This window comes from Synechococcus sp. CBW1002, from assembly GCF_015840915.1.
Taxonomy (GTDB): domain Bacteria; phylum Cyanobacteriota; class Cyanobacteriia; order PCC-6307; family Cyanobiaceae; genus CBW1002.
In genome coordinates this window covers 3,471,686-3,490,391 of sequence record NZ_CP060398.1, presented here as the reverse complement: position 1 = coordinate 3,490,391, position 18,706 = coordinate 3,471,686, and the positions used below count along the sequence as shown (strand labels likewise).

The following is an 18,706-nucleotide window of genomic DNA, read 5'->3' as shown; positions in this document are numbered from 1 at the left end:
CCGTCTCTGCCCCAGATCGTGCCCCCGTCTCCGCCTCTCTCTCCGTCCCAGCCCGGTGCTGCCGCCACCCGGATCGAAACGGACAGCCTTGGGGAGGTGGCGGTTCCGGCCGGCCATCTCTGGGGAGCCCAGACCCAGCGCTCCTTGCGCTATTTCGGCTTCGGGCAGGCCATGCCCCTGGAGGTGGTGCATGCCTTCGCTCAGCTCAAGGCGGCCTGCGCTGAGGTGAACCACGAGGAGGGCAAGCTCACCGCCGATCTGGCGGAGCGGATCGTGGCTGCGGCCGAGGCGGTGGCCAACGGCGAGCTGGATGGCGAGTTTCCGCTGCGGGTGTGGCAGACGGGCTCCGGCACCCAGACCAACATGAACGTCAACGAGGTGATCGCCAACTTGGCGATCAGGGCCGCTGGCGGTGTGCTGGGCAGCAAGAGTCCGGTGCATCCCAATGATCACGTCAACCTCAGCCAGTCGAGCAACGACACCTTCCCCACGGCCCTGCACATCGCCGTGGTGATTGGCCTTGAACGCCGACTGAGGCCAGCGCTGCAGGCCCTGATCGAGGCGCTGCGGGCCAAGGCCGAGGCCTATGCCGACGTGATCAAGATCGGTCGCACCCACCTGCAGGATGCGGTGCCCCTTGGCCTGGGCCAGGAGTTCGGCGGCTACGTGGCCCAGCTGGAGCTGGGCCTGGAGAGCCTCAAGGCCACCCTGCCCCAGGTGCACCAGCTGGCGATCGGCGGCACCGCCGTGGGCACGGGGCTGAACGCCCCGCGGGGCTACGGCGAGAAGGTGGCCGCCCGCCTGAGCCAACGGATCGGGCTGCCCTTCACCAGCGCGCCCAACAAGTTCCAGGCCCTGGCGGGCCATGAACCGCTGGCCGCCGCCCATGGCGCCCTCACGGTGCTGGCCGGCAGCCTGATGAAGATCGCCAACGACATCCGCTGGCTCGGCAGCGGCCCCCGCTGCGGCCTCGGGGAGCTGATCCTGCCGGAGAACGAGCCGGGCTCCTCGATCATGCCCGGCAAGGTGAATCCCACCCAGTGCGAGAGCCTCACCATGGTGGCGGTGCAGGTGATGGGCAACAACACCGCCGTGCAGATGGCGGCCAGCCAGGGAAATTTCGAGCTGAATGTGTTCAAGCCCCTGATTGCTCACAATCTGCTGGAAAGCATCGAGCTGCTGGCGGGGGCCTGCTCCAGCTTCCGGGAGCACTGCATCGAGGGCCTGCGGCCAGATGAGGGCCGCATCGAAGCGCTGCTGGATCAGAGCCTGATGCTGGTGACGGCGCTCACGCCGGCGATCGGCTACGACCGGGCCTGCTCGATCGCCAAGCATGCCCACCAGCACCAGCTCAGCCTGCGGGAAGCGGCCCTGGTGCTGGGCGACCTCACGGCCGAGGAGTTCGACCACTGGGTGCAACCCGAGCAGATGGTGTGAGCCTGCAGAGAAATCCGGCACATGGGTGGGGCTTCACCCGTACGGCCAACGACTCCAAGGGCGAACAGCATTGAAGAGCCTTGCAGACCAGGCTCCAGATGGCGCAAATCCCTTCATTCTCTGTCTGAATGAACTCTTGCCCAGCAGGATGATCCCAGGTGTGCTGAACCCCTCGCTTCCGTTCCATGACCAGCGCTGCACTCCCCGCCGATGAAGCTCTGCGCCTGGAGGTACTGCAGCGGAGCGCGCTTCTGGATGGTCCCAACGAAGAGAGGTTTGATCGATTGACCCGGCTGGCCCGACGCCTGTTTGATGTGCCGATCGCCCTGGTGACCCTGGTGGATGCCAACCGGCAGTGGTTCAAATCCTGCATGGGGCTGAATACAACTGAAACCCCTCGCGATGTGGCTTTCTGCGCACACGCCATCCTGGAAGACCACATCTTCCTCATTCCCGATGCCCGTGCAGACCAACGCTTTGCGCACAACCCCCTGGTCACTGGCGAGCCGAACATCTGCTTCTACGCAGGCAGGCCCTTGAAGGATCTCCAAGGCTTTGCCCTTGGAACCCTCTGCCTGATCGATCAGAAACCCCGCGAGCTGTGTGACGACGATCTGGCCACATTGGAGGATCTGGCGCAGATCGCGGAGAGTGAACTGGCCGGCTTCCAGCTCTCGATCACCGATGAACTCACCGGGATCACGAATCGGCGGGGATTCCTGAATCTTGCAGCCTACGGCCTTACGCTCTGCCAGCGCCAGAAGCTCCCGGCAACATTGGTGTTCTTCGATCTCGATGGGCTGAAGGCGATCAACGACACCAGGGGCCACGCCGCCGGCGATGGCCTGATTCGTCAGTTCGCCTCACTGCTGGCGGTGGCCTTCCGCAGCTCGGATCTGGTCGCTCGGTTGGGAGGCGACGAGTTCGTGGCATTGCTGGTCAACGTCACCGTGAGTGACGCGCGCAGGGCAGTGGCAGCCCTGGAGCTTGCAGCCATTCAGGAAAAACAGAAACCCGAGAATACGTGGGACTTGCAGTTCTCCTGCGGGGTCGTTGCCTTCGATCCATCACGCCATGGAAGCATCTCTGATCTGATCGAGGAGGGAGATGCTCTGATGTACCAGGCGAAACGAAAGAAAAGCTAGAATCACTAAACTATTCTTTCACGTCTCCTTGCTGAGTGGATGCACCATGCACTCGAGAGGCACCAGTGGATGAACCTTGGCATCCATCCGCGCCCGAGAAGGGGCATTGCAATCCTTCGCCCATCAGATCAGCTCTAGGGACCACCGTAAGCTTTCCTTACGTAGGGCTGCACTCCGACCCAGCGGCGCTTGCATCGGACCAGCGAAGGTCCTGCCATGTCCACTCCCGCATCTCCCGCCCCGGATCGGGGCAGCGCTGCCGCCTTTCTGGGTCCGCTGCGGCGCACACCGCCCCTGGTGTTCGCCATGGCGGTGCTGGGGGTTGGACTGGTCACAGCCAGCGCCGTGGCGGTGAAGGGGTTGCGTCGCGCCAATGACGCCATCACCGTGACCGGCGCCAGCACCGAACGGATCCGCAGCGACTTCGCCGATTGGATGGTGGTGGTGAGCGCCGGCGGCGCCAGCCAGCAGGAGTCGTGGCAGGCCCTGCAGCCGCTGGTGCAACGCAGCCGCACCTGGCTCCAGGAGCAGGGCATCGCGGCGGCGGAGCTCTCGCTTGATCCGGTGCGTTCGGACCGGGAGGAGGTGCGCGATCCCCGCACCGGCGAGTTGCGATCGGTGAGCTGGACCAGTCGCCAGACCCTGCGCATCGCCAGCCCCGATGTGGACCGGATCGCGCGGGTCTCGGCCGGCATTGGCAGCCTGATCGGCGAGGGCATCCCGCTCACGATCGAGGAGCCGGCCTACACCTTCACCAAGCTGGCGGAGAAGCGGGTGGACATGCTCGCCAAGGCCACCCGTGATGCGCGGCAGCGGGCCGTTGCCATCGCGCGCGAGGCCGGCAGCGGCATCGGCGCGATCACCAACGCCGACACTGGCCTGTTCCAGATCACCCGTCCCAACTCCACGGACATCGGCGACGGTGGCTCCTACGACACCCGCACCATCGACAAGGACATCACGGCGATCATGGGGGTGACCTTCCGGGTGGAGTGAGGCTCAGAGGAGGTTGGCCGCCAGTTCCGCCAGGGCCGAGCGCTCACCACGCAGCAAGGTGACATGGCCCGCCAGGGGCTGGCCCTTGAAGCGCTCCACCAGCCAGGTGAGGCCGTTGCTTTCCGCATCCACGTAGGGATTGTCGATCTGATAAGGATCGCCGGTGAGCACGATCTTGGTGCCCTCGCCCACCCGGGTCACGATCGTCTTCACCTCATGGGGGGTGAGGTTCTGCGCCTCGTCCACCACCATGAACTGGCGTGGAATCGAGCGGCCGCGGATGTAGCTGATCGCCTCCACTTCCAGCAAGCCCATCCCCTTCAGATCCGCCCAGCTGTTGCGTGGCCCCCGCTGGCCGGCCCGCATCGACCCGCGGTCTTCGCCGCCGAGCAGGAAATCGAGGTTGTCGATGATCGGTTGCATCCAGGGACCCATCTTGTCCTCCAGATCCCCCGGCAGAAAGCCGAGTTCCTTGCCCAGGGAGATCACCGGCCGCGTTACCAGCATGCGGTCGTAGCGGTGCTCATCCGCCACCTGATGCAGCCCCGCCGCCAGGGCCAGCAGGGTCTTGCCGGTGCCCGCCTTGCCCACCAATGTCACCAGCTGCACGGCCGGATCCAGCAGCAGATCGAGGGCAAAGCTCTGCTCGCGGTTGCGGGCCTGTACCCGCCCCAGCTTCACCTTCGTCACCCGCTGCAGCGGATGGATCGCCCCATCGGCCGCGTCATAGCGGGCCAGCAGGGTGTGGCTGGGCTGGGCTGGATCCACCAGCATCACCCCTTCATTGGCCTGCAGCGTTCCGCCGGGAATGGCCCCATCCGGCAGCGCCGCGATCGCCAGTCCCCCATCTCCTTTGACCTGATCCATCCGGCCTGCGTCGATCCAGACCTCGCAGACGCCGGGATAGAGATCGGCGATGTCCACCTTGTCGGTGGTGTAATCCTGCGCGGTGAGTCCCACCGCATCGGCCTTGATGCGCAGGTTGGTGTCCTTGGTGACCAGCACCACCGGAGGTTGGCTGCCCATCACCTCCGAGAGCCGCTGCTCAAGGGCTACGGCCAGGATGTTGTTGTCGCCATTGCCAGCCTTCAGTTCCGGCGGCAGTTGGGTGAGGGTTTCACTGCGGCAGAACACCACCTTGAGGTGTCCGCCATCCCTGCCGTCGAGCGGCACTCCTTCCGAGAGATTGCCGCGGCTGCGCAGGTCGTCGAGCAGGCGCGACACCTGGCGGGCATTGCGCCCCTTTTCAGAGGGATCGCGCTTGAAGCGATCGATCTCCTCGACGACCTCGATCGGAATCACGACGTTGTTGTCTTCAAAGCGACGCATCGCCTCGGGGTCGTGCAGCAGCACATTGGTGTCGAGAACGAAGGTCTTGCGCATACCGGAGCTCTCGCCCGATCGGTGCTGGCGAAGCTAGGGCGGCCAGGCCATCTACGCTCCGGCCGTTCGCGCCTCGTAGCGAATCGGATCGGCGGCGCCGATTCCCAGCTCTTTTGTCCCCGCCCTTGCCCGTGCTGCTCCCCTCGATCCTGCTGGTGGCCCTCGCCTTCGGCCTCACCCTGCTGTGGCTGGAGCTGGGCCACCGCCTGAGGCCCGCATCGCCCCTGCGGCTCAGTTCCGGTGCCTGGCGGGTGCAGCGCTGCAACGCAGGCGGCAGCTCAGGTGAACAGGGCGATGCCGGCAGCGGCGGCAGCGTGGAGCTGAGCGGCAGCCTGACGCTGCGCAATCCCCACCCCCGCATGGAGGTGTTCGTGCCGGAGCTGCGGGTCAATCCCGTGCTGCTCGGCCGCGGTGATCTCTCCGCACTCCGCGTCTCCACCCGGGTGACGCCCCATCACCCGGATGAAGACGCCCGCTCCGATGGCTACTGGTTCGCCTACATCCTCAAGGGCCGCAAGAGCACCGAGGTGGAGGTCTCGGTACGGATCAGCGCAGCGGCAGACGTGGACCTCCGCTCCCTGCTCGACACCCTCTGGCTGGAGGTGTTCTGGATCAACTACGGCCCCTTCGGCCGACTCGAGCGGCGTGACGGACTGCTGGTCCCCCTGCGTAAGCCTGGTGTGCTCACCGAGGTCGAGGCCCCCTGGCGCGAGGGTGAACGCTGCCGGGTGTTGCCGATCCGCACCCATCTGCTGGGGGTGCTCGACGATCCCGAGGCTGTGCTGCAGCGCTACGCCGGCCCTCTGCTGCAGCCCGGCGACATCCTCACCATCGGCGAGACGCCCCTGGCGGTGATGCAGGGCCGCTACCACCATCCCGCCACGGTGCAGCCCTCGATGCTGGCCCGTCTGCTCTGCCGTGTGTTCCATCCCACCAGCAGCCTGGCGAGTGCCTGCGGGCTGCAGACCCTGATCGATGTGGTGGGTCCGGCGCGGGTGCTCTGCGCCTGGCTGGCGGGATCGGCCATGAAGCTGGTGGGGCTCAAGGGTGGCTTCTACCGACTGGCCGGGGATCAGGCCCGCCTGATCGACGACATCACCGGCACCACCCCCCCCTACGACCAGACGATCGTGCTGGGCCCGCATCAGCCCGAGGACGTCTGTGAACGCCTGGCTGCCGCCCTCGGTGTGGGTGTGGCGATCGTGGATGTGAACGATCTGGGCCGCGTCAAGGTGCTGGCGGCCAGCCAGGGTTGCGATGAAGCCCTGCTGCAGCGAGCCCTGCGGCCCAATCCGGCCGGTAATGCCAACGAGCGCACGCCGCTTGTGCTGGTACGCCCGGCCTAAACTGGGAGAAGGCCTGCGAGGGTCGCCACGCTGCGGGAACGCCGTGCCAGCCGCCATCAGCCGCAACATCAGCGCTGCCCGATCCACGTCTGGGCACGCCACCAGCTCGGGTGAAGGCAGTTCACATCCGGCCGATCAGGCTGCGGCTACGCCGCCATCGGCAGGAATTCCCGCCGACTGGGGCGTGCAGCCGCTGCAGCCCTGGCATCTGCCGCTCCTCGATGATCCGGCCTTCCTGCCGCTCCAGCCGCTGCTGCAGCGGGCCGTGCTGCTGGCCCTGCCGGCCCGGCTGATCCATGCCCTCACCCCCCGCCAGCCCCTGGCTCCCCAGGTGCTGGTGGCGACGCGCATGCTCTTCGGAGCCAGCCTGCCGCTCGGACTTGTGGTGGTGCGTCCCCTCAACCGCACCGGCAGTTGCTGGCAGGTGCAGCATCTGCGGCTGGCCCGTGGACTGGAGGGCGATCCGGGTCGCCGTTGCGTCGCTGTGGCCCTGCTGCGGGAAGCGATCCAGCGCACCACCGGAGCCACCAGCTGGATCGCCAGCGCCGCCAGCCTCGACACTGACCGCCAGGCCCAACTGCGCGAACAGGGTTTTCAGCCCCTGCGCACCGACCGGATCTGGCGCTGGCAACCCCAGGGGCAGGCTCCCCAACCCATCCCATCGGAGCTGCAGCTGCGTCGCCTGCAGCGCCGCTCCGGACCATTGCTCTGGCATCTGGAGCAGGCCGCCTGCCCCGCCCAGCTGCGCCAGTTGCTCGATCGCCGCCCCGAAGATCTGCTGGATCAGAGCCAGAACCGCGGCTGGATGCTTGTCGATCCCTGTCGGGATCAGGCGGTGGCGGGGGTGCGCTGGCTCGGCGACCATCCCGGCGGGGGCCACGATGTTGAACTGAGCGTGCATCCGGGCTGGGTGGAGCTGGTCGGTCCGGCCACCGAACTGCTGCTGCAGCGCCTGGCGGCCGAGCTGACGCCGACCGAACCCCTGTGGCTGGCCTGCGACGTGACCCAGCCCTCGCCGCACCAGTGGCTGGAGCACCTCGGTGCAGAGGCCTGCGGCGAACGGATCCTGATGGCCCGCAGCGTCTGGCGCCGTCAGGAACGGGCGGTGGTCCACCCGGCGATGAAACGCCTCACCGCCCTGCTGGAACCCCTGCAGCCCCGCCGGCGCCCGGTTCCCTCCCCGCTGCGGGACCATTGAGCCAGGCCATCAAGCCTCGCCATCCAACTCTGCGCCCTCGCCCCCGCGCAGCCTCCCCACCCCCCGGATGCCTGTCCCCCGTCGCCGCTCGGTGCTCGCCCTCGACGTGGGCCGCAGGCGCATCGGCCTGGCCGGCTGTGACCCGCTCGGTCTCACGGTCACATCGCTGCCGCCGTTGCGGCGCGGGTCCTTCCCGGCCGATCTGGCTGTGCTGGAGCCACTGGCTCGCCAGCGCCGCGTTGAGGCCCTGGTGGTGGGGCTGCCCCTGGATCAGCAGCAGCAACCCACCGCCCAGGCGGTCCATTGCCGCCGGTATGGCGAACGGCTGGCCCGGCAGCTGAACCTGCCGCTGGCCCTGGTGAATGAGTTCGCCAGCAGCTGGGCCGCCGCCGAGCTCCATGGCCTGCACGGCGATCGCAGCGGCGCCCTGGACAGCGCCGCCGCAGCCCTGTTGCTGGAGCAGTGGCTGGGGGAGGGTCCCGAACCGGTCCTGCCGGCGACCCCGAATTCCTGCAGGTCGGACCATGCTGATCCATCCTGAGGGGGACAACGCTCCTCCCCCATGAGTCCCGACGGACCCACGACCCCGTCCTCCGGTGATGTGCCCACGGTGCTCGTGCGGGACAGCCAGCAGCGGCAACTGCTCTGCTTCCTCGAGCAGCTGATCCCGCTGGATGGCAACGACTACGGGCTGCTCACTCCGGTGGACACCCCGGTGTGCCTGTTCCGGCTCACCGATGACGAGACCAACCCGGAACTGATCGACACGATCGAGGGCAACGAGGCGATCTTCTCGGTGGCGGATGTGGTGCTGCAGGAGCATGACCTGACCCTGGTGCGCTCAGCGGTGACTCTTACCGTGAGCGGCGAGCTCGATGAGCCCGATCCTGACGACTTCGACGAGGATGAGGACGAGGATGAGGACAGTGAGACCTATGAGCTGCTGATCCAGTTCAAGGCGGATGGTCAGGACTATGGCCTCTTCATTCCCCTCGATCCCTTCTTCGTGGTGGCCCGGATGAACGGCAGCGAAGCCGTGCTGGTGGAGGGCGAGGAATTCGAGCGGATTCAGCCCCGCCTCGAGGCGGAACTGGAGGAGCGGGAGCAGGGGGACTGATGCCCAGCCGGCATGCAGCCAGCCTTGCCGCCCTGCCGCGGCTGCTCACACCCGATCTGGTGGTGCAGGGAACTCTGGTGGACCTCTCCCTGGAGCGGCTGCAGGACCAGTCGATCGCCGCTCTGGTGCTCGATGTGGACCGCACCATGCTGCCGCGTCACCGTTCCGAGCTGCCGGCCCGGGCCGAGCAGTGGTTGCGACGTGCCCAGGCACGGATGCCCTTGCACCTGCTCAGCAATAACCCATCGCGGCGGCGGATCGGTGGCCTCGCCCAGCAGCTGGGGCTGCCCTTCACCACCTCGGCGGGCAAGCCGCGCCGCTCCGCCCTGAGGAGGGTGCTGGCGGACCTGGACCTGCTCCCCGAGCAGGTCGCCCTGATCGGGGATCGTCTGTTCACGGATGTGCTGGCGGGTAATCGGCTGGGCCTGTACACCGTGCTGGTGCGGCCGATCGATCCGAATGGGGAGCCGTGCCGGCAGGATCACCTGCAGCGGATCGAGCTGGGCCTGGCGCGCTGGATCGGAACCCCCCTGGCCTGATCGGATGCCGACCCGTGCGCCTCACCCTCTAGGCGGATGACCAACAGCAGTCCTGCAGGCGGCGGCCTGCGTCGTGTGATCAAGGTGGGGACCAGCACCCTGCAGGGTCAGCCCGATCGGCCCACGAGCGCCGTGGTTCACGACCTGGCCGCCAGCCTCAGTCGCCAGCAGCGTCGTGGCGATGCGATCGCCCTGGTGACCAGTGGGGCCGTGGGCCTGGGCTGTCGCACCCTGGCGCTGGAGCAACGTCCCAGCGAAGTGGTGGCGCTGCAGGCGGCGGCGGCGGTGGGCCAGGGGCAGCTGATGGCCCTCTATCAGGACGCCTTCGCGGTGCGCGGTGCGCGGGTGGCCCAGGTGCTGCTGACCCGCGGCGATCTGGCCTCCAGGCGGCGCTACCAGAACGCCTGCCGCACCCTGGAGCAGCTGCTCGCCTGGGGGGTGGTGCCGGTGGTGAACGAGAACGACACCCTCGCCACCGAGGAGCTGCGCTTCGGCGACAACGACACCCTCTCGGCCCTGGTGGCGGTGGCGATCAACGCTGACGAACTGATCCTGCTCACTGATGTGGATCGCCTCTATTCGGGTGATCCCCGCAGCGATGCCGAGGCGGTTCCGATCGATGAGGTGCGCGATCTGGCGGAACTGGAGAGCCTCCGAGGCGTGGCCAAAGGAGGCGGTCGCTGGGGGACCGGCGGCATGACCACCAAACTCGCGGCGGCCCGGATCGCCACGGCCAGCGGCATCCGTGTGCGGCTCGCCGATGGCCGTGATCCCGCCGTGCTCGATGCCCTGCTGGCCGGTGAACGGGTGGGCACGGTGTTCCATCCCTCCACCACTCCGTTGCCTGATCGCAAGGGTTGGCTGGCCCATGCCCTGCTGGCCAAGGGCAGCCTCACCCTGGATGCCGGCGCCGAGCGGGCCCTGGTCCATCGGGGGGCGTCCCTGCTGGCGGTGGGGATCCGTGCGGTGGAGGGCGACTTCCGCCGCCGCGATCCCGTGCGCCTGCTGGCCGCCGATGGCCGGGAGCTGGGCCGTGGTCTCTGCAGCCTCAGCAGCGATGAGCTGCGTCAGGTGGTGGGCCTCAGCAGCGAAGCCGTGCGCAGCCGGCTCGGGGCAGGTGGAGATGCGGTGGGCGATGCAGTGGTGCACCGCGACCACCTGGTGCTCACCTCCGTGCCGCCGCCAGCCTGACGGAGCCCAGCCCTACGATCCGGCCTCGATCCCTCCTCCCAGGCATGCGTTTCAGCCAGCTGCTCGGCCAGCTCAGCCAGGTGGCGGAGAGCACTCCCAGGGATCTGGCTGCAGACCCGGAGATCGGCGGCGCGGCTGCCCTGGATCAGGCCAGCGGTGGTCAGCTGAGTTTCCTGGAGCCCGGCAACGCCCTGGCGGCGTCCCTGGCTGCCACTGGCGCCAGTGCCGTGTTGCTCCCGGCCGACGCCGATCTGCAGCACCAGGCCAGCGAGCGGGGCCTGGCCTGGGTGGCCCTGGCCGATCCGCGCCTCGGATTCGCCGAAGCCCTGGAGGCCCTTTACCCACGGCGTCCCCTGCCTGCGGGGGTGCACTCCAGTGCCGTGCTCGATCCCAGCGTCCAGCTCGGTGAGGCGGTGCACGTGGGTGCCCATGTGGTGATCGGCGCCGCGGTGACCGTTGGCAGCGGCTGCACCCTGCACCCCGGAGCTGTGCTCTACGACGATGTGCAGCTCGGCGAGGGCTGTGAGATCCATGCCAACGCCGTGCTCCACACGGGCAGTCGCCTCGGCCGTGGTTGCGTGGTGCACTCCAACGCTGTGATCGGCTCGGAGGGGTTTGGCTTCGTGCCCACCGCCGCCGGCTGGCGCAAGATGCCCCAGACCGGGCTGGTGGTGCTCGAGGATGGCGTGGAAGTGGGCTGCGGCAGCACCATCGATCGCCCCTCGGTGGGCGAGACCCGCATCGGTGCCGGCAGCAAGATCGACAACCTCGTGCACGTCGGCCATGGCGTGGTGACCGGGCGGGGCTGTGCCCTGGCGGCCCAGGTGGGCATTGCCGGCGGTGCCCGTCTCGGCAATGGTGTGATCCTGGCCGGCCAGGTGGGCGTGGCCAACAAGGCCGTGATCGGCGATCGGGCGATTGCCTCCTCCAAATCCGGCATCCACGGAGAGGTGGCCGCCGGTGAGGTGGTGAGTGGCTACCCCGCCATCCCCAACCGGCTGTGGCTGCGCTGCTCGGCTGCCTTCAACAAGCTGCCGGAGATGGCCAGGACCCTGCGGCAACTGAAAAACAGCTCCAGCTGAGGAGCCTGGTCCGGGAGCTCTGAATCCGTGCCCAGAAGGTCGCGGCGTAGCCTCGCGCCCAGCCCGCTTGTCGCTCCTCCGGCTCCCATGACCAGCTACCGGATCACCCTGCTTCCCGGCGACGGCATCGGCCCGGAAATCACCGCGGTGGCCCGGCAGCTGCTGGAGGTGGTGAGTCAACGCCATGGCTTCAGCCTTGTCTTCGACGAGCAACCGATCGGTGGTGCCGCCATCGACGCCTGCGGTGAACCCCTGCCCGCCAGCACCCTGGCGGCCTGCAAGGCGGCCGATGCCGTGCTGCTGGCGGCGATCGGCAGCCCCCGCTTTGATGCCCTGCCCCGCTCGCAGCGGCCCGAGACGGGTCTGCTGGGCCTGCGGGCCGGCCTGGAGCTGTTCGCCAACCTGCGGCCGGTGACGATCATTCCCGCCCTGGCTGACGCCAGCAGCCTGCGGCCGGAGGTGATCGAGGGCGTCGACCTGATGGTGGTGCGGGAGCTCACCGGCGGCATCTATTTTGGCCAGCCCAAGGGACGCGTCGAGGCCGATGGCCACGTGCGCGCCTTCAACACGATGGTCTATTCCGACCACGAGATCGACCGGATCGCCCGGGTGGGCTTCGATCTGGCCATGCAGCGCGGCCGCAGGCTCTGCTCGGTCGACAAGGCCAATGTGCTGGATGTGAGCCAGCTCTGGCGCGATCGGGTGGAAGCGATCGCCTGCGACTACCCGGAGGTGGAGCTCAGCCACATGTACGTGGACAATGCCGCCATGCAGCTGGTGCGGGCACCGAAGCAGTTCGATGTGCTGCTCACCGGCAACCTGTTCGGCGACATCCTCAGCGACGAGGCCGCCATGCTGACCGGCTCGATCGGCATGCTGCCCTCCGCCTCCCTCGGATCGGACGGGCCGGGGCTGTTCGAGCCGGTGCATGGCTCAGCCCCGGACATCGCCGGGCAGGACAAGGCCAACCCGATGGCCATGGTGCTCAGCGCCGCCATGTTGCTGCGGGTGGGCCTCAGGCAGGACGCGGCCGCCGCGGCTCTGGAAGGGGCCGTGGATCGGGTGCTGGCGGCTGGCTACCGCACCGGTGATCTGCTCAGCGAGGGCTGCAGTGTGCTGGGCTGCAGCGCCATGGGTGAGCAGCTGCTGGCGGCGCTGGAGGCCTGAACCAGGCGCCCAGCAGGGAGGCGGACCGGCGACCTGCAAAACTCACTACGGTTTTTCTGCAGTCCGCGCCGATGTCGAAGCGTCACCCCGTCGTCGCCGTCACCGGTTCCTCCGGCGCAGGAACCAGCACGGTCAAGCGTGCCTTCGAGCACATCTTCGAGCGAGAAGGCATCCAGCCTGCGGTGGTGGAGGGCGACAGCTACCACCGCTACGAGCGCGGCCCCATGAAGGAGGCCATGGCGGCAGCCCTGTCTAAGGGCGAGAACTTCTCCCACTTCGGTCCCGAGGCCAACCTGTTCGACAAGCTCCAGGAGCTGTTCCAGAGCTACGGCGAATCCGGCGGTGGCCAGAAGCGCTACTACCTCCACTCCGTTGAGGAGGCCGCTGATCACAACAGCCGCCTCGGCACCAGCCTGGAGCCCGGCCAGTTCACCCCCTGGGAACCCATCCCCGCCGGCACCGACCTGCTCTTCTACGAGGGTCTGCACGGCGGTGTGGTTGGTGAGGGCTACGACGTGGCATCCCTGGCGGACCTGCTGGTGGGCGTGGTGCCGATCACCAACCTGGAGTGGATCCAGAAGATCTCGCGCGACAACGCCGAACGGGGTTACTCCGCCGAGGCGATCGTCGACACGATCCTGCGCCGGATGCCGGACTACATCAACCACATCTGCCCGCAGTTCAGCCGCACCGACATCAACTTCCAGCGGGTGCCCACCGTGGACACCTCCAACCCCTTCATCTGCCGCAACATCCCCACCCCGGATGAGAGCTTCGTGATCATCCACTTCCGCAAGGGAGCCCGGGACAAGTGGGGGATCGACTTCCAGTACCTGCTGGACATGATCCACGATTCCTTCATGTCCAGCCCCACGAGCATCGTGGTGAACGGCGGCAAGATGGGCTTTGCGATGGAGTTGATCCTCACCCCGATCATCCATCGCATGATCCAGGACAAGAAGACGCTCGCCTGAGTTCCAGCTCAAGCCCGGTGCACGATTGGTCTCACCCCCTGCCAAGACCTCTAAGGTGGGTGAACCAGTCGGACAAGGTGGGGCCGATTCCCTTCACCGGACGTGCCACTTCTTCCCCCTCCTTCCTGATCCAGGGAGCCAATGGATCCACTGGCTCGTCTCCGCGGCCGGAACTTCGGCTGGATCAGATCGATAGCCGTCAGGTGTTTCAAGACGCCCGCAGGGCCTATTTTCACTACCTCGAGCAGTGCCCGGGTGGGGCTGAACCCATCGGCATCATCTGGCAGCAGGCTCCGGTTCCGCCGCGGGTGGTGTTCGAGTTGCCGGTGCTGCTGCCGGAGGAACACTTCGTCCCGATTGAGATGATCCGGGGCCGGCCCAACCGCACTGCCTCCACCCGGCTGCGCAATCCGCGCTCCAATCTGCGCCCCTGAACCCGCCGCGTCAGCCATGCTCAGCAGCAACGGGTCGCCCCTGATCATGGAGCCCTCGACCCTGCCCCTGCTTGCCGCGGTCCTCGGTGCCTGCGTGGGCAGCTTTCTGCAGGTGGTCGCCTTTCGCCTGCCTCGGCAGGAGTCGCTCATCCATCCCGGCAGCCACTGCCCCCACTGCGGCACCCCGCTGGCCTGGTTCGAGAACGTGCCCGTGCTGGGCTGGCTCTGGCTGGGCGGCCGCTGCCGGACTTGCCGCCGCAGCATCAGCCCGCGCTATCTGCTGGTCGAACTGCTCTGCGCCGGCCTGTGGGTGGCGATGGTGTTTGCCCAGCCGGCCGGTCTGGGGCCGGCCCCTGCCGCCTGGATGCTGGTGGCGGCGGGCTGGCTGCTGGTCAGCTGGCTGATCCCGCTGGTGCTGGTCGACCTCGACGCACTCTGGCTGCCTGAGCCCCTCTGCCGCTGGGGACTGTTGCTTGGGCTGGCCTGCACGGCGGTGATCGGCTTCAGCCAGGGTGAGGAGGTGGGCCGGGCGCTGCTGTTTCAGCATCTGCTCGCCGCCGGGATCGGCCTGCTGGGTTTCGAGGGCACCAGCGCCCTGGCCGAACGGCTCCTCGGCCGCCCTGCCCTGGGCCTGGGCGATGCCAAGTTGGCTGCCCTGCTGGGAGCCTGGCTCGGTCCCACCGGTCTGGGCCTGGCCGTGGCCCTGGCCATCGGCGGCGGAGCTGTGGTGGGCGGGCTGGCCCGCCTGCTGGGCCGGCTGGGTCCACAGCAACCCTTTCCCTTCGGTCCGTTCCTGGCCTGCGGTGGCGTGCTCGTCTGGATCGGCGGCCATGGCCTGTGGCTGCAGCTGCTGGGCTGGCCCGGTCCTTAAATGTGATCGGATCCTCCGAGTTTTCCCGTGTCGCTGTTCGACTGGTTCGCTGACCGCCGCAAGGCTGCACCAGTGGTGCGCGTCAACCAGGAAAGCGATGAAGGCGATGGTCTCTGGAGCAAGTGCCCCGAGTGCGGCCTGGTCACCTACCGCAAGGATCTGCAGGCCAACGCCAGCGTATGCAAGGGATGCGGCTATCACCACCGCATCGACAGCGAGGAGCGCATCCGGCTGCTGGCCGATGAGGGCAGCTTCGAGCCCCTTGACACCGAGCTGGCCCCCACCGATCCCCTGGCCTTCAAGGATCGCCGCCACTACGCCGACCGGCTGCGCGACAGCCAGCGCAGCACCGGCCTGCGCGATGCGGTGGTGACGGGGTTGTGCCGCCTCGATGGCCATCCGCTCGCCCTGGGGGTGATGGACTTCCGCTTCATGGGCGGTTCGATGGGTTCGGTGGTGGGCGAGAAGCTCACCCGTCTGATCGAGAAGGCCACCGATCGCCAGCTGCCGGTGCTGATCGTCTGCGCCTCCGGCGGTGCCCGCATGCAGGAGGGCATGCTCAGCCTGATGCAGATGGCCAAGATCTCCGGGGCGCTGGAGCGGCATCGCCGGGCCGAACTGCTCTACATCCCCCTGCTCACCCATCCCACCACCGGCGGAGTGACCGCCAGCTTCGCCATGCTGGGCGACCTGATCCTGGCCGAACAGAAGGCGCTGATCGGCTTCGCCGGCCGCAGGGTGATCGAGCAGACCCTGCGCGAGAAGCTGCCCGATGGCTTCCAGACCGCTGAATACCTGCAGGATCATGGCTTCGTGGACACGATCGTGCCCCGTCCCCAGCTGCGCAGCACCCTGGCCAGCCTGCTGCGGCTGCATGCGCCCAAGACCTGTCTGTCCCTGTCCTGAGCCCCCATGGACGATGTGATGCACCGCTGGATCAGTTATCTGGGCCGCCTCGGCCTGAGCCTGGCCCTGCTGCTGCTGCTTGCCCTGCCGGCCCAGGCTGGTTCTGTCGACTGGCGGGAGCTTCCCGCCACCGAGGAGGGCAAGCAGTGGTGGGATGCGGGCAGCCTGCGGCGCACCCGTGACGGCAACCTCAGCGTGTTGTCACGCTATCTGCCGCCTCCGGAAGAGGAGGGTCGCCCTCGCCTCGGTGATCTCTATGTGATGGAGCTCGACTGCGGTCAGAAGCTCTACCGCGACACTGCCGTGAACGGCGTTCCCCGATTCAAGGCCGACTGGCAGCCAGCCGGTGGTGATCAGCTGCTCGACGCCATGATCGACGCCGTCTGCGCCGCCGGCTCCGACCTGCCCGCCTGAGTGGCCCCAGTCGCTCTCCCTTCCCGATTGTCACAATGAGTCCAGCTCTGTCGACCCTTGGCGGCCGCCGTTCCAGCCAGCCGGTTCGGGTGGCCGTGGCGGGTCTGGGTTTCGGGGAGACGGTGCATCTGCCCGCCCTGCGCAGTGGCCTTCTCACCGAACCGGTGGCCCTGTGGCATCCGCGGGCCGAGCGATTGGAGCAGGCCTGTCACCGCGCCGAACTGCCCGGCCACACCGATTTCGATGCCCTGCTCGGCGACCCGCAGATCGAGGCGGTGGTGATCGCCACCCCACCGGGCCCCCGGTTTGATATGGCCCGGCGCGCCCTGCTGGCGGGCAAGCACCTGTTGCTGGAGAAGCCCGTGGCCCTGGAGGCGGCCCAGATCGAGGAGCTGCAGCGCCTTGCCCTGCGGCAACGCTGCTGTGTGGCGGTGGATTTCGAATACCGGGCTGTGCCGTTGTTTCAGCAGATGGCAGCCCTGATCGCAGAGGGGGTGCTGGGTGATCCCTGGCTGGTGAAGCTGGATTGGCTGATGAGCAGCCGCGCCGATGGCCAGCGTCCCTGGACCTGGTATTCCCAGGTGGAGCAGGGCGGCGGGGTGCTGGGCGCCCTCGGGACTCACGCCTTCGACACGCTCCACTGGCTGGTGGGCCCGACCCGCAGCCTTCGGGCCCAGCTCAGCACTGCCATCACTGAGCGTCCCCTGCCGGGGCCGGGCGAGGGTCGGGCGGCGGTGGATGCCGAAGACATCGCCCTGCTGCAGATGGTTCTGGGCACCGCCTCTGGCGTCCGCACCCCGGCCCAGGTGACGCTGGCCTCGGTGACCCGTCAGGGCCGGGGCTACTGGATCGAGCTCTATGGCAGCGAGGCCACCCTGGTGCTGGGTTCGTCCAACCAGAGCGATTATGTGCACGGCTTCCAGCTGTGGATGGCCCGGCCGGGCGAGGCGCTGCGGCCGCTCCCAGCCGATCCGTCACTCGCCTTTGCCCGCACCTGGGAGGACGGCCGGGTGGCACCGGTGCAGCGGATTCAGCAGTGGTGGGCCGAGGCGATCCGCGAGGGCCGTCCGATGCTGCCGGGCCTGGCGGAAGCGGTGGCGAGCCAGCGTTGCTGCGACTGGGCACGGCAGGGCACGTCGGGCGAGGCGTCCCTGGCGCTTGATCCCTGAGTCAGGCCGTGGAGCGGCACTGGTGAGGGCCTGGGTCTTGAGGGGGATCCCCTAGACTCGCCGCCAGACCAAGGCGGGTTGACCGACCCCGGCCCGGCTCCTGAGCCGGACCCCTTCAGAGCACGGCTCCACCCGAGCACGGCCCTACCTGTCCCCTGGTGTCACCCAGTCCCATACCCACCGATCCGAGGTTCTATCCATGGCGCTCGTTCCGCTTCGGCTGCTGCTCGACCACGCCGCTGAGAACGGCTACGGCATCCCTGCCTTCAACGTCAACAACCTGGAGCAGGTGCAGTCGATCATGGAGGCTGCCTACGAGACCGACAGCCCCGTCATCCTGCAGGCATCCCGCGGTGCCCGCCAGTACGCCGGTGAGGCCTTTCTGCGGCACCTGATCCTGGCCGCCGTTGAAACCTATCCCGACATCCCGGTGGTGATGCACCAGGACCACGGCAACAGCCCTGCCACCTGCTTCGGTGCCGCCGCCAACGGTTTCACCTCGGTGATGATGGACGGCTCACTGATGGCCGACGCCAAGTCGCCGGCCAGCTACGAGTACAACGTGGCTGTGACCAAGGAAGTGGTCGACGTGGCCCACGCCATCGGCGTGAGCGTCGAAGGCGAACTGGGTTGCCTGGGTTCCCTGGAGACCGGCATGGGTGAGGCCGAGGACGGCCACGGTTTCGAGGGCAAGCTCGACCACAGCCAGCTGCTCACCGATCCCGCTGAGGCCGCCGACTTCGTCGCCAAGACCAAGGTCGACGCCCTGGCCATCGCCATCGGCACCAGCCACGGCGCCTATAAGTTCACCCGCAAGCCCACCGGTGAAGTGCTGGCGATCAGCCGCATCGCTGAAATCCACAAGGCCATCCCCAACACCCACCTGGTGATGCACGGCTCCTCCTCGGTTCCCCAGGAGTGGCTGGACATGATCAACAAGTACGGCGGCGCCATCCCCGAGACCTACGGCGTACCCGTCGAAGAGATCCAGGAGGGCATCCGCAATGGCGTGCGCAAGGTGAACATCGACACCGACAACCGCCTCGCCTTCACTGCCGCCGTGCGGGAAGCCGCCTTCAAGGATCCCGCCAACTTCGATCCCCGCCACTTCAACAAGCCCGCCCGGGCCTACATGAAGCAGGTGTGCCTGGATCGCTACCAGCAGTTCTGGTGTGCCGGCAACGCCAGCAAGATCAAACAGCGCGACATCAACTACTACGCCGCTCTCTACGCCAAGGGCGAACTCGATCCCAAGACCGCCGTGGCCGCCTGATTGATTCCCGGTACGTCACCGGTCGACAAGCAGGCCACATTGAATCGGTCCAGGGGAGCATAAG

The 18,706-nt window shown here is 67.7% G+C and carries 19 protein-coding genes; 18 read left to right on the top strand and 1 reads right to left on the bottom strand.

Features of this window, described 5'->3' with window-relative positions:
* The first annotated feature begins 18 nt into the window (after window positions 1-18).
* The 3 genes from fumC (at window position 19) to H8F24_RS17200 (ending at window position 3,578) form a co-directional block, all read left to right on the top strand.
* Window positions 19-1,437 carry a class II fumarate hydratase gene (gene fumC / locus H8F24_RS17210; protein ID WP_197159320.1) on the top strand — a complete coding sequence of 473 codons (1,419 nt, stop codon included), beginning with the start codon at window positions 19-21 and terminating at the stop codon, window positions 1,435-1,437.
* A 185-nt stretch (window positions 1,438-1,622) separates the two neighbouring features.
* The gene (locus H8F24_RS17205; protein WP_197170335.1) at window positions 1,623-2,582 is read left to right on the top strand and encodes a diguanylate cyclase; all 960 of its coding nucleotides are present in this window, start codon (window positions 1,623-1,625) and stop codon (window positions 2,580-2,582) included.
* 216 nt (window positions 2,583-2,798) lie between these two features.
* Window positions 2,799-3,578 carry an SIMPL domain-containing protein gene (locus H8F24_RS17200; RefSeq protein WP_231597934.1) on the top strand — a complete coding sequence of 260 codons (780 nt, stop codon included), beginning with the start codon at window positions 2,799-2,801 and terminating at the stop codon, window positions 3,576-3,578.
* A 3-nt stretch (window positions 3,579-3,581) separates the two neighbouring features.
* Here H8F24_RS17200 and H8F24_RS17195 read toward each other — a convergent pair whose 3' ends face one another.
* Window positions 3,582-4,961: a PhoH family protein gene (locus H8F24_RS17195; protein WP_197156111.1), complete on the bottom strand. Its 1,380-nt coding sequence runs from the start codon at window positions 4,959-4,961 to the stop codon at window positions 3,582-3,584.
* Window positions 4,962-5,086: 125 nt separating this feature from the next.
* Between H8F24_RS17195 and H8F24_RS17190 the strand changes: the two genes are divergently transcribed.
* The 15 genes from H8F24_RS17190 (at window position 5,087) to fba (ending at window position 18,642) form a co-directional block, all read left to right on the top strand.
* A complete protein-coding gene (locus H8F24_RS17190) occupies window positions 5,087-6,307 on the top strand; it encodes a F420-0:Gamma-glutamyl ligase (protein WP_197170334.1) in 1,221 nt (406 codons plus the stop codon).
* Window positions 6,308-6,491: 184 nt separating this feature from the next.
* Window positions 6,492-7,505 (top strand): hypothetical protein, encoded by a 1,014-nt coding sequence (locus H8F24_RS17185; protein ID WP_197156107.1) that lies wholly within the window; start codon window positions 6,492-6,494, stop codon window positions 7,503-7,505.
* Window positions 7,506-7,572: 67 nt separating this feature from the next.
* On the top strand, window positions 7,573-8,046 hold the full coding sequence (gene ruvX, locus H8F24_RS17180) for a Holliday junction resolvase RuvX (RefSeq protein ID WP_197156104.1): 474 nt from the start codon (window positions 7,573-7,575) through the stop codon (window positions 8,044-8,046).
* A 21-nt stretch (window positions 8,047-8,067) separates the two neighbouring features.
* On the top strand, window positions 8,068-8,622 hold the full coding sequence (locus tag H8F24_RS17175; RefSeq protein WP_197156101.1) for a DUF3727 domain-containing protein: 555 nt from the start codon (window positions 8,068-8,070) through the stop codon (window positions 8,620-8,622).
* Complete coding sequence (locus H8F24_RS17170) at window positions 8,622-9,161, top strand: YqeG family HAD IIIA-type phosphatase (protein WP_197156099.1); 540 nt, start codon at window positions 8,622-8,624, stop codon at window positions 9,159-9,161. The genes H8F24_RS17175 and H8F24_RS17170 overlap by 1 nt, the downstream gene beginning before the upstream one ends.
* Window positions 9,162-9,197: 36 nt before the next feature.
* A complete protein-coding gene (gene proB, locus H8F24_RS17165) occupies window positions 9,198-10,352 on the top strand; it encodes a glutamate 5-kinase (RefSeq protein WP_197156096.1) in 1,155 nt (384 codons plus the stop codon).
* A 44-nt stretch (window positions 10,353-10,396) separates the two neighbouring features.
* On the top strand, window positions 10,397-11,434 hold the full coding sequence (gene lpxD, locus H8F24_RS17160; protein WP_197170333.1) for a UDP-3-O-(3-hydroxymyristoyl)glucosamine N-acyltransferase: 1,038 nt from the start codon (window positions 10,397-10,399) through the stop codon (window positions 11,432-11,434).
* An 87-nt stretch (window positions 11,435-11,521) separates the two neighbouring features.
* A complete protein-coding gene (leuB, locus tag H8F24_RS17155) occupies window positions 11,522-12,601 on the top strand; it encodes a 3-isopropylmalate dehydrogenase (protein ID WP_197156091.1) in 1,080 nt (359 codons plus the stop codon).
* 71 nt (window positions 12,602-12,672) lie between these two features.
* Window positions 12,673-13,575, top strand: a complete 903-nt coding sequence (locus H8F24_RS17150) for a phosphoribulokinase (RefSeq protein WP_197156090.1) — start codon at window positions 12,673-12,675, stop codon at window positions 13,573-13,575.
* A 59-nt stretch (window positions 13,576-13,634) separates the two neighbouring features.
* Entirely contained in the window at window positions 13,635-14,009 is a 375-nt protein-coding gene (locus H8F24_RS17145; RefSeq protein ID WP_231597933.1) for a hypothetical protein, read from the top strand.
* A gap of 16 nt (window positions 14,010-14,025) precedes the next feature.
* On the top strand, window positions 14,026-14,880 hold the full coding sequence (locus H8F24_RS17140) for an A24 family peptidase (RefSeq protein ID WP_231597932.1): 855 nt from the start codon (window positions 14,026-14,028) through the stop codon (window positions 14,878-14,880).
* Window positions 14,881-14,907: 27 nt separating this feature from the next.
* Window positions 14,908-15,786, top strand: a complete 879-nt coding sequence (accD, locus tag H8F24_RS17135; RefSeq protein ID WP_197170332.1) for an acetyl-CoA carboxylase, carboxyltransferase subunit beta — start codon at window positions 14,908-14,910, stop codon at window positions 15,784-15,786.
* Window positions 15,787-15,792: 6 nt separating this feature from the next.
* A complete protein-coding gene (locus H8F24_RS17130; protein ID WP_231597931.1) occupies window positions 15,793-16,200 on the top strand; it encodes a hypothetical protein in 408 nt (135 codons plus the stop codon).
* 35 nt (window positions 16,201-16,235) lie between these two features.
* Window positions 16,236-17,369, top strand: a complete 1,134-nt coding sequence (locus H8F24_RS17125; protein WP_197170331.1) for a Gfo/Idh/MocA family protein — start codon at window positions 16,236-16,238, stop codon at window positions 17,367-17,369.
* 199 nt (window positions 17,370-17,568) lie between these two features.
* A complete protein-coding gene (gene fba / locus H8F24_RS17120) occupies window positions 17,569-18,642 on the top strand; it encodes a class II fructose-bisphosphate aldolase (RefSeq protein WP_197156084.1) in 1,074 nt (357 codons plus the stop codon).
* Window positions 18,643-18,706: the final 64 nt, after the last annotated feature.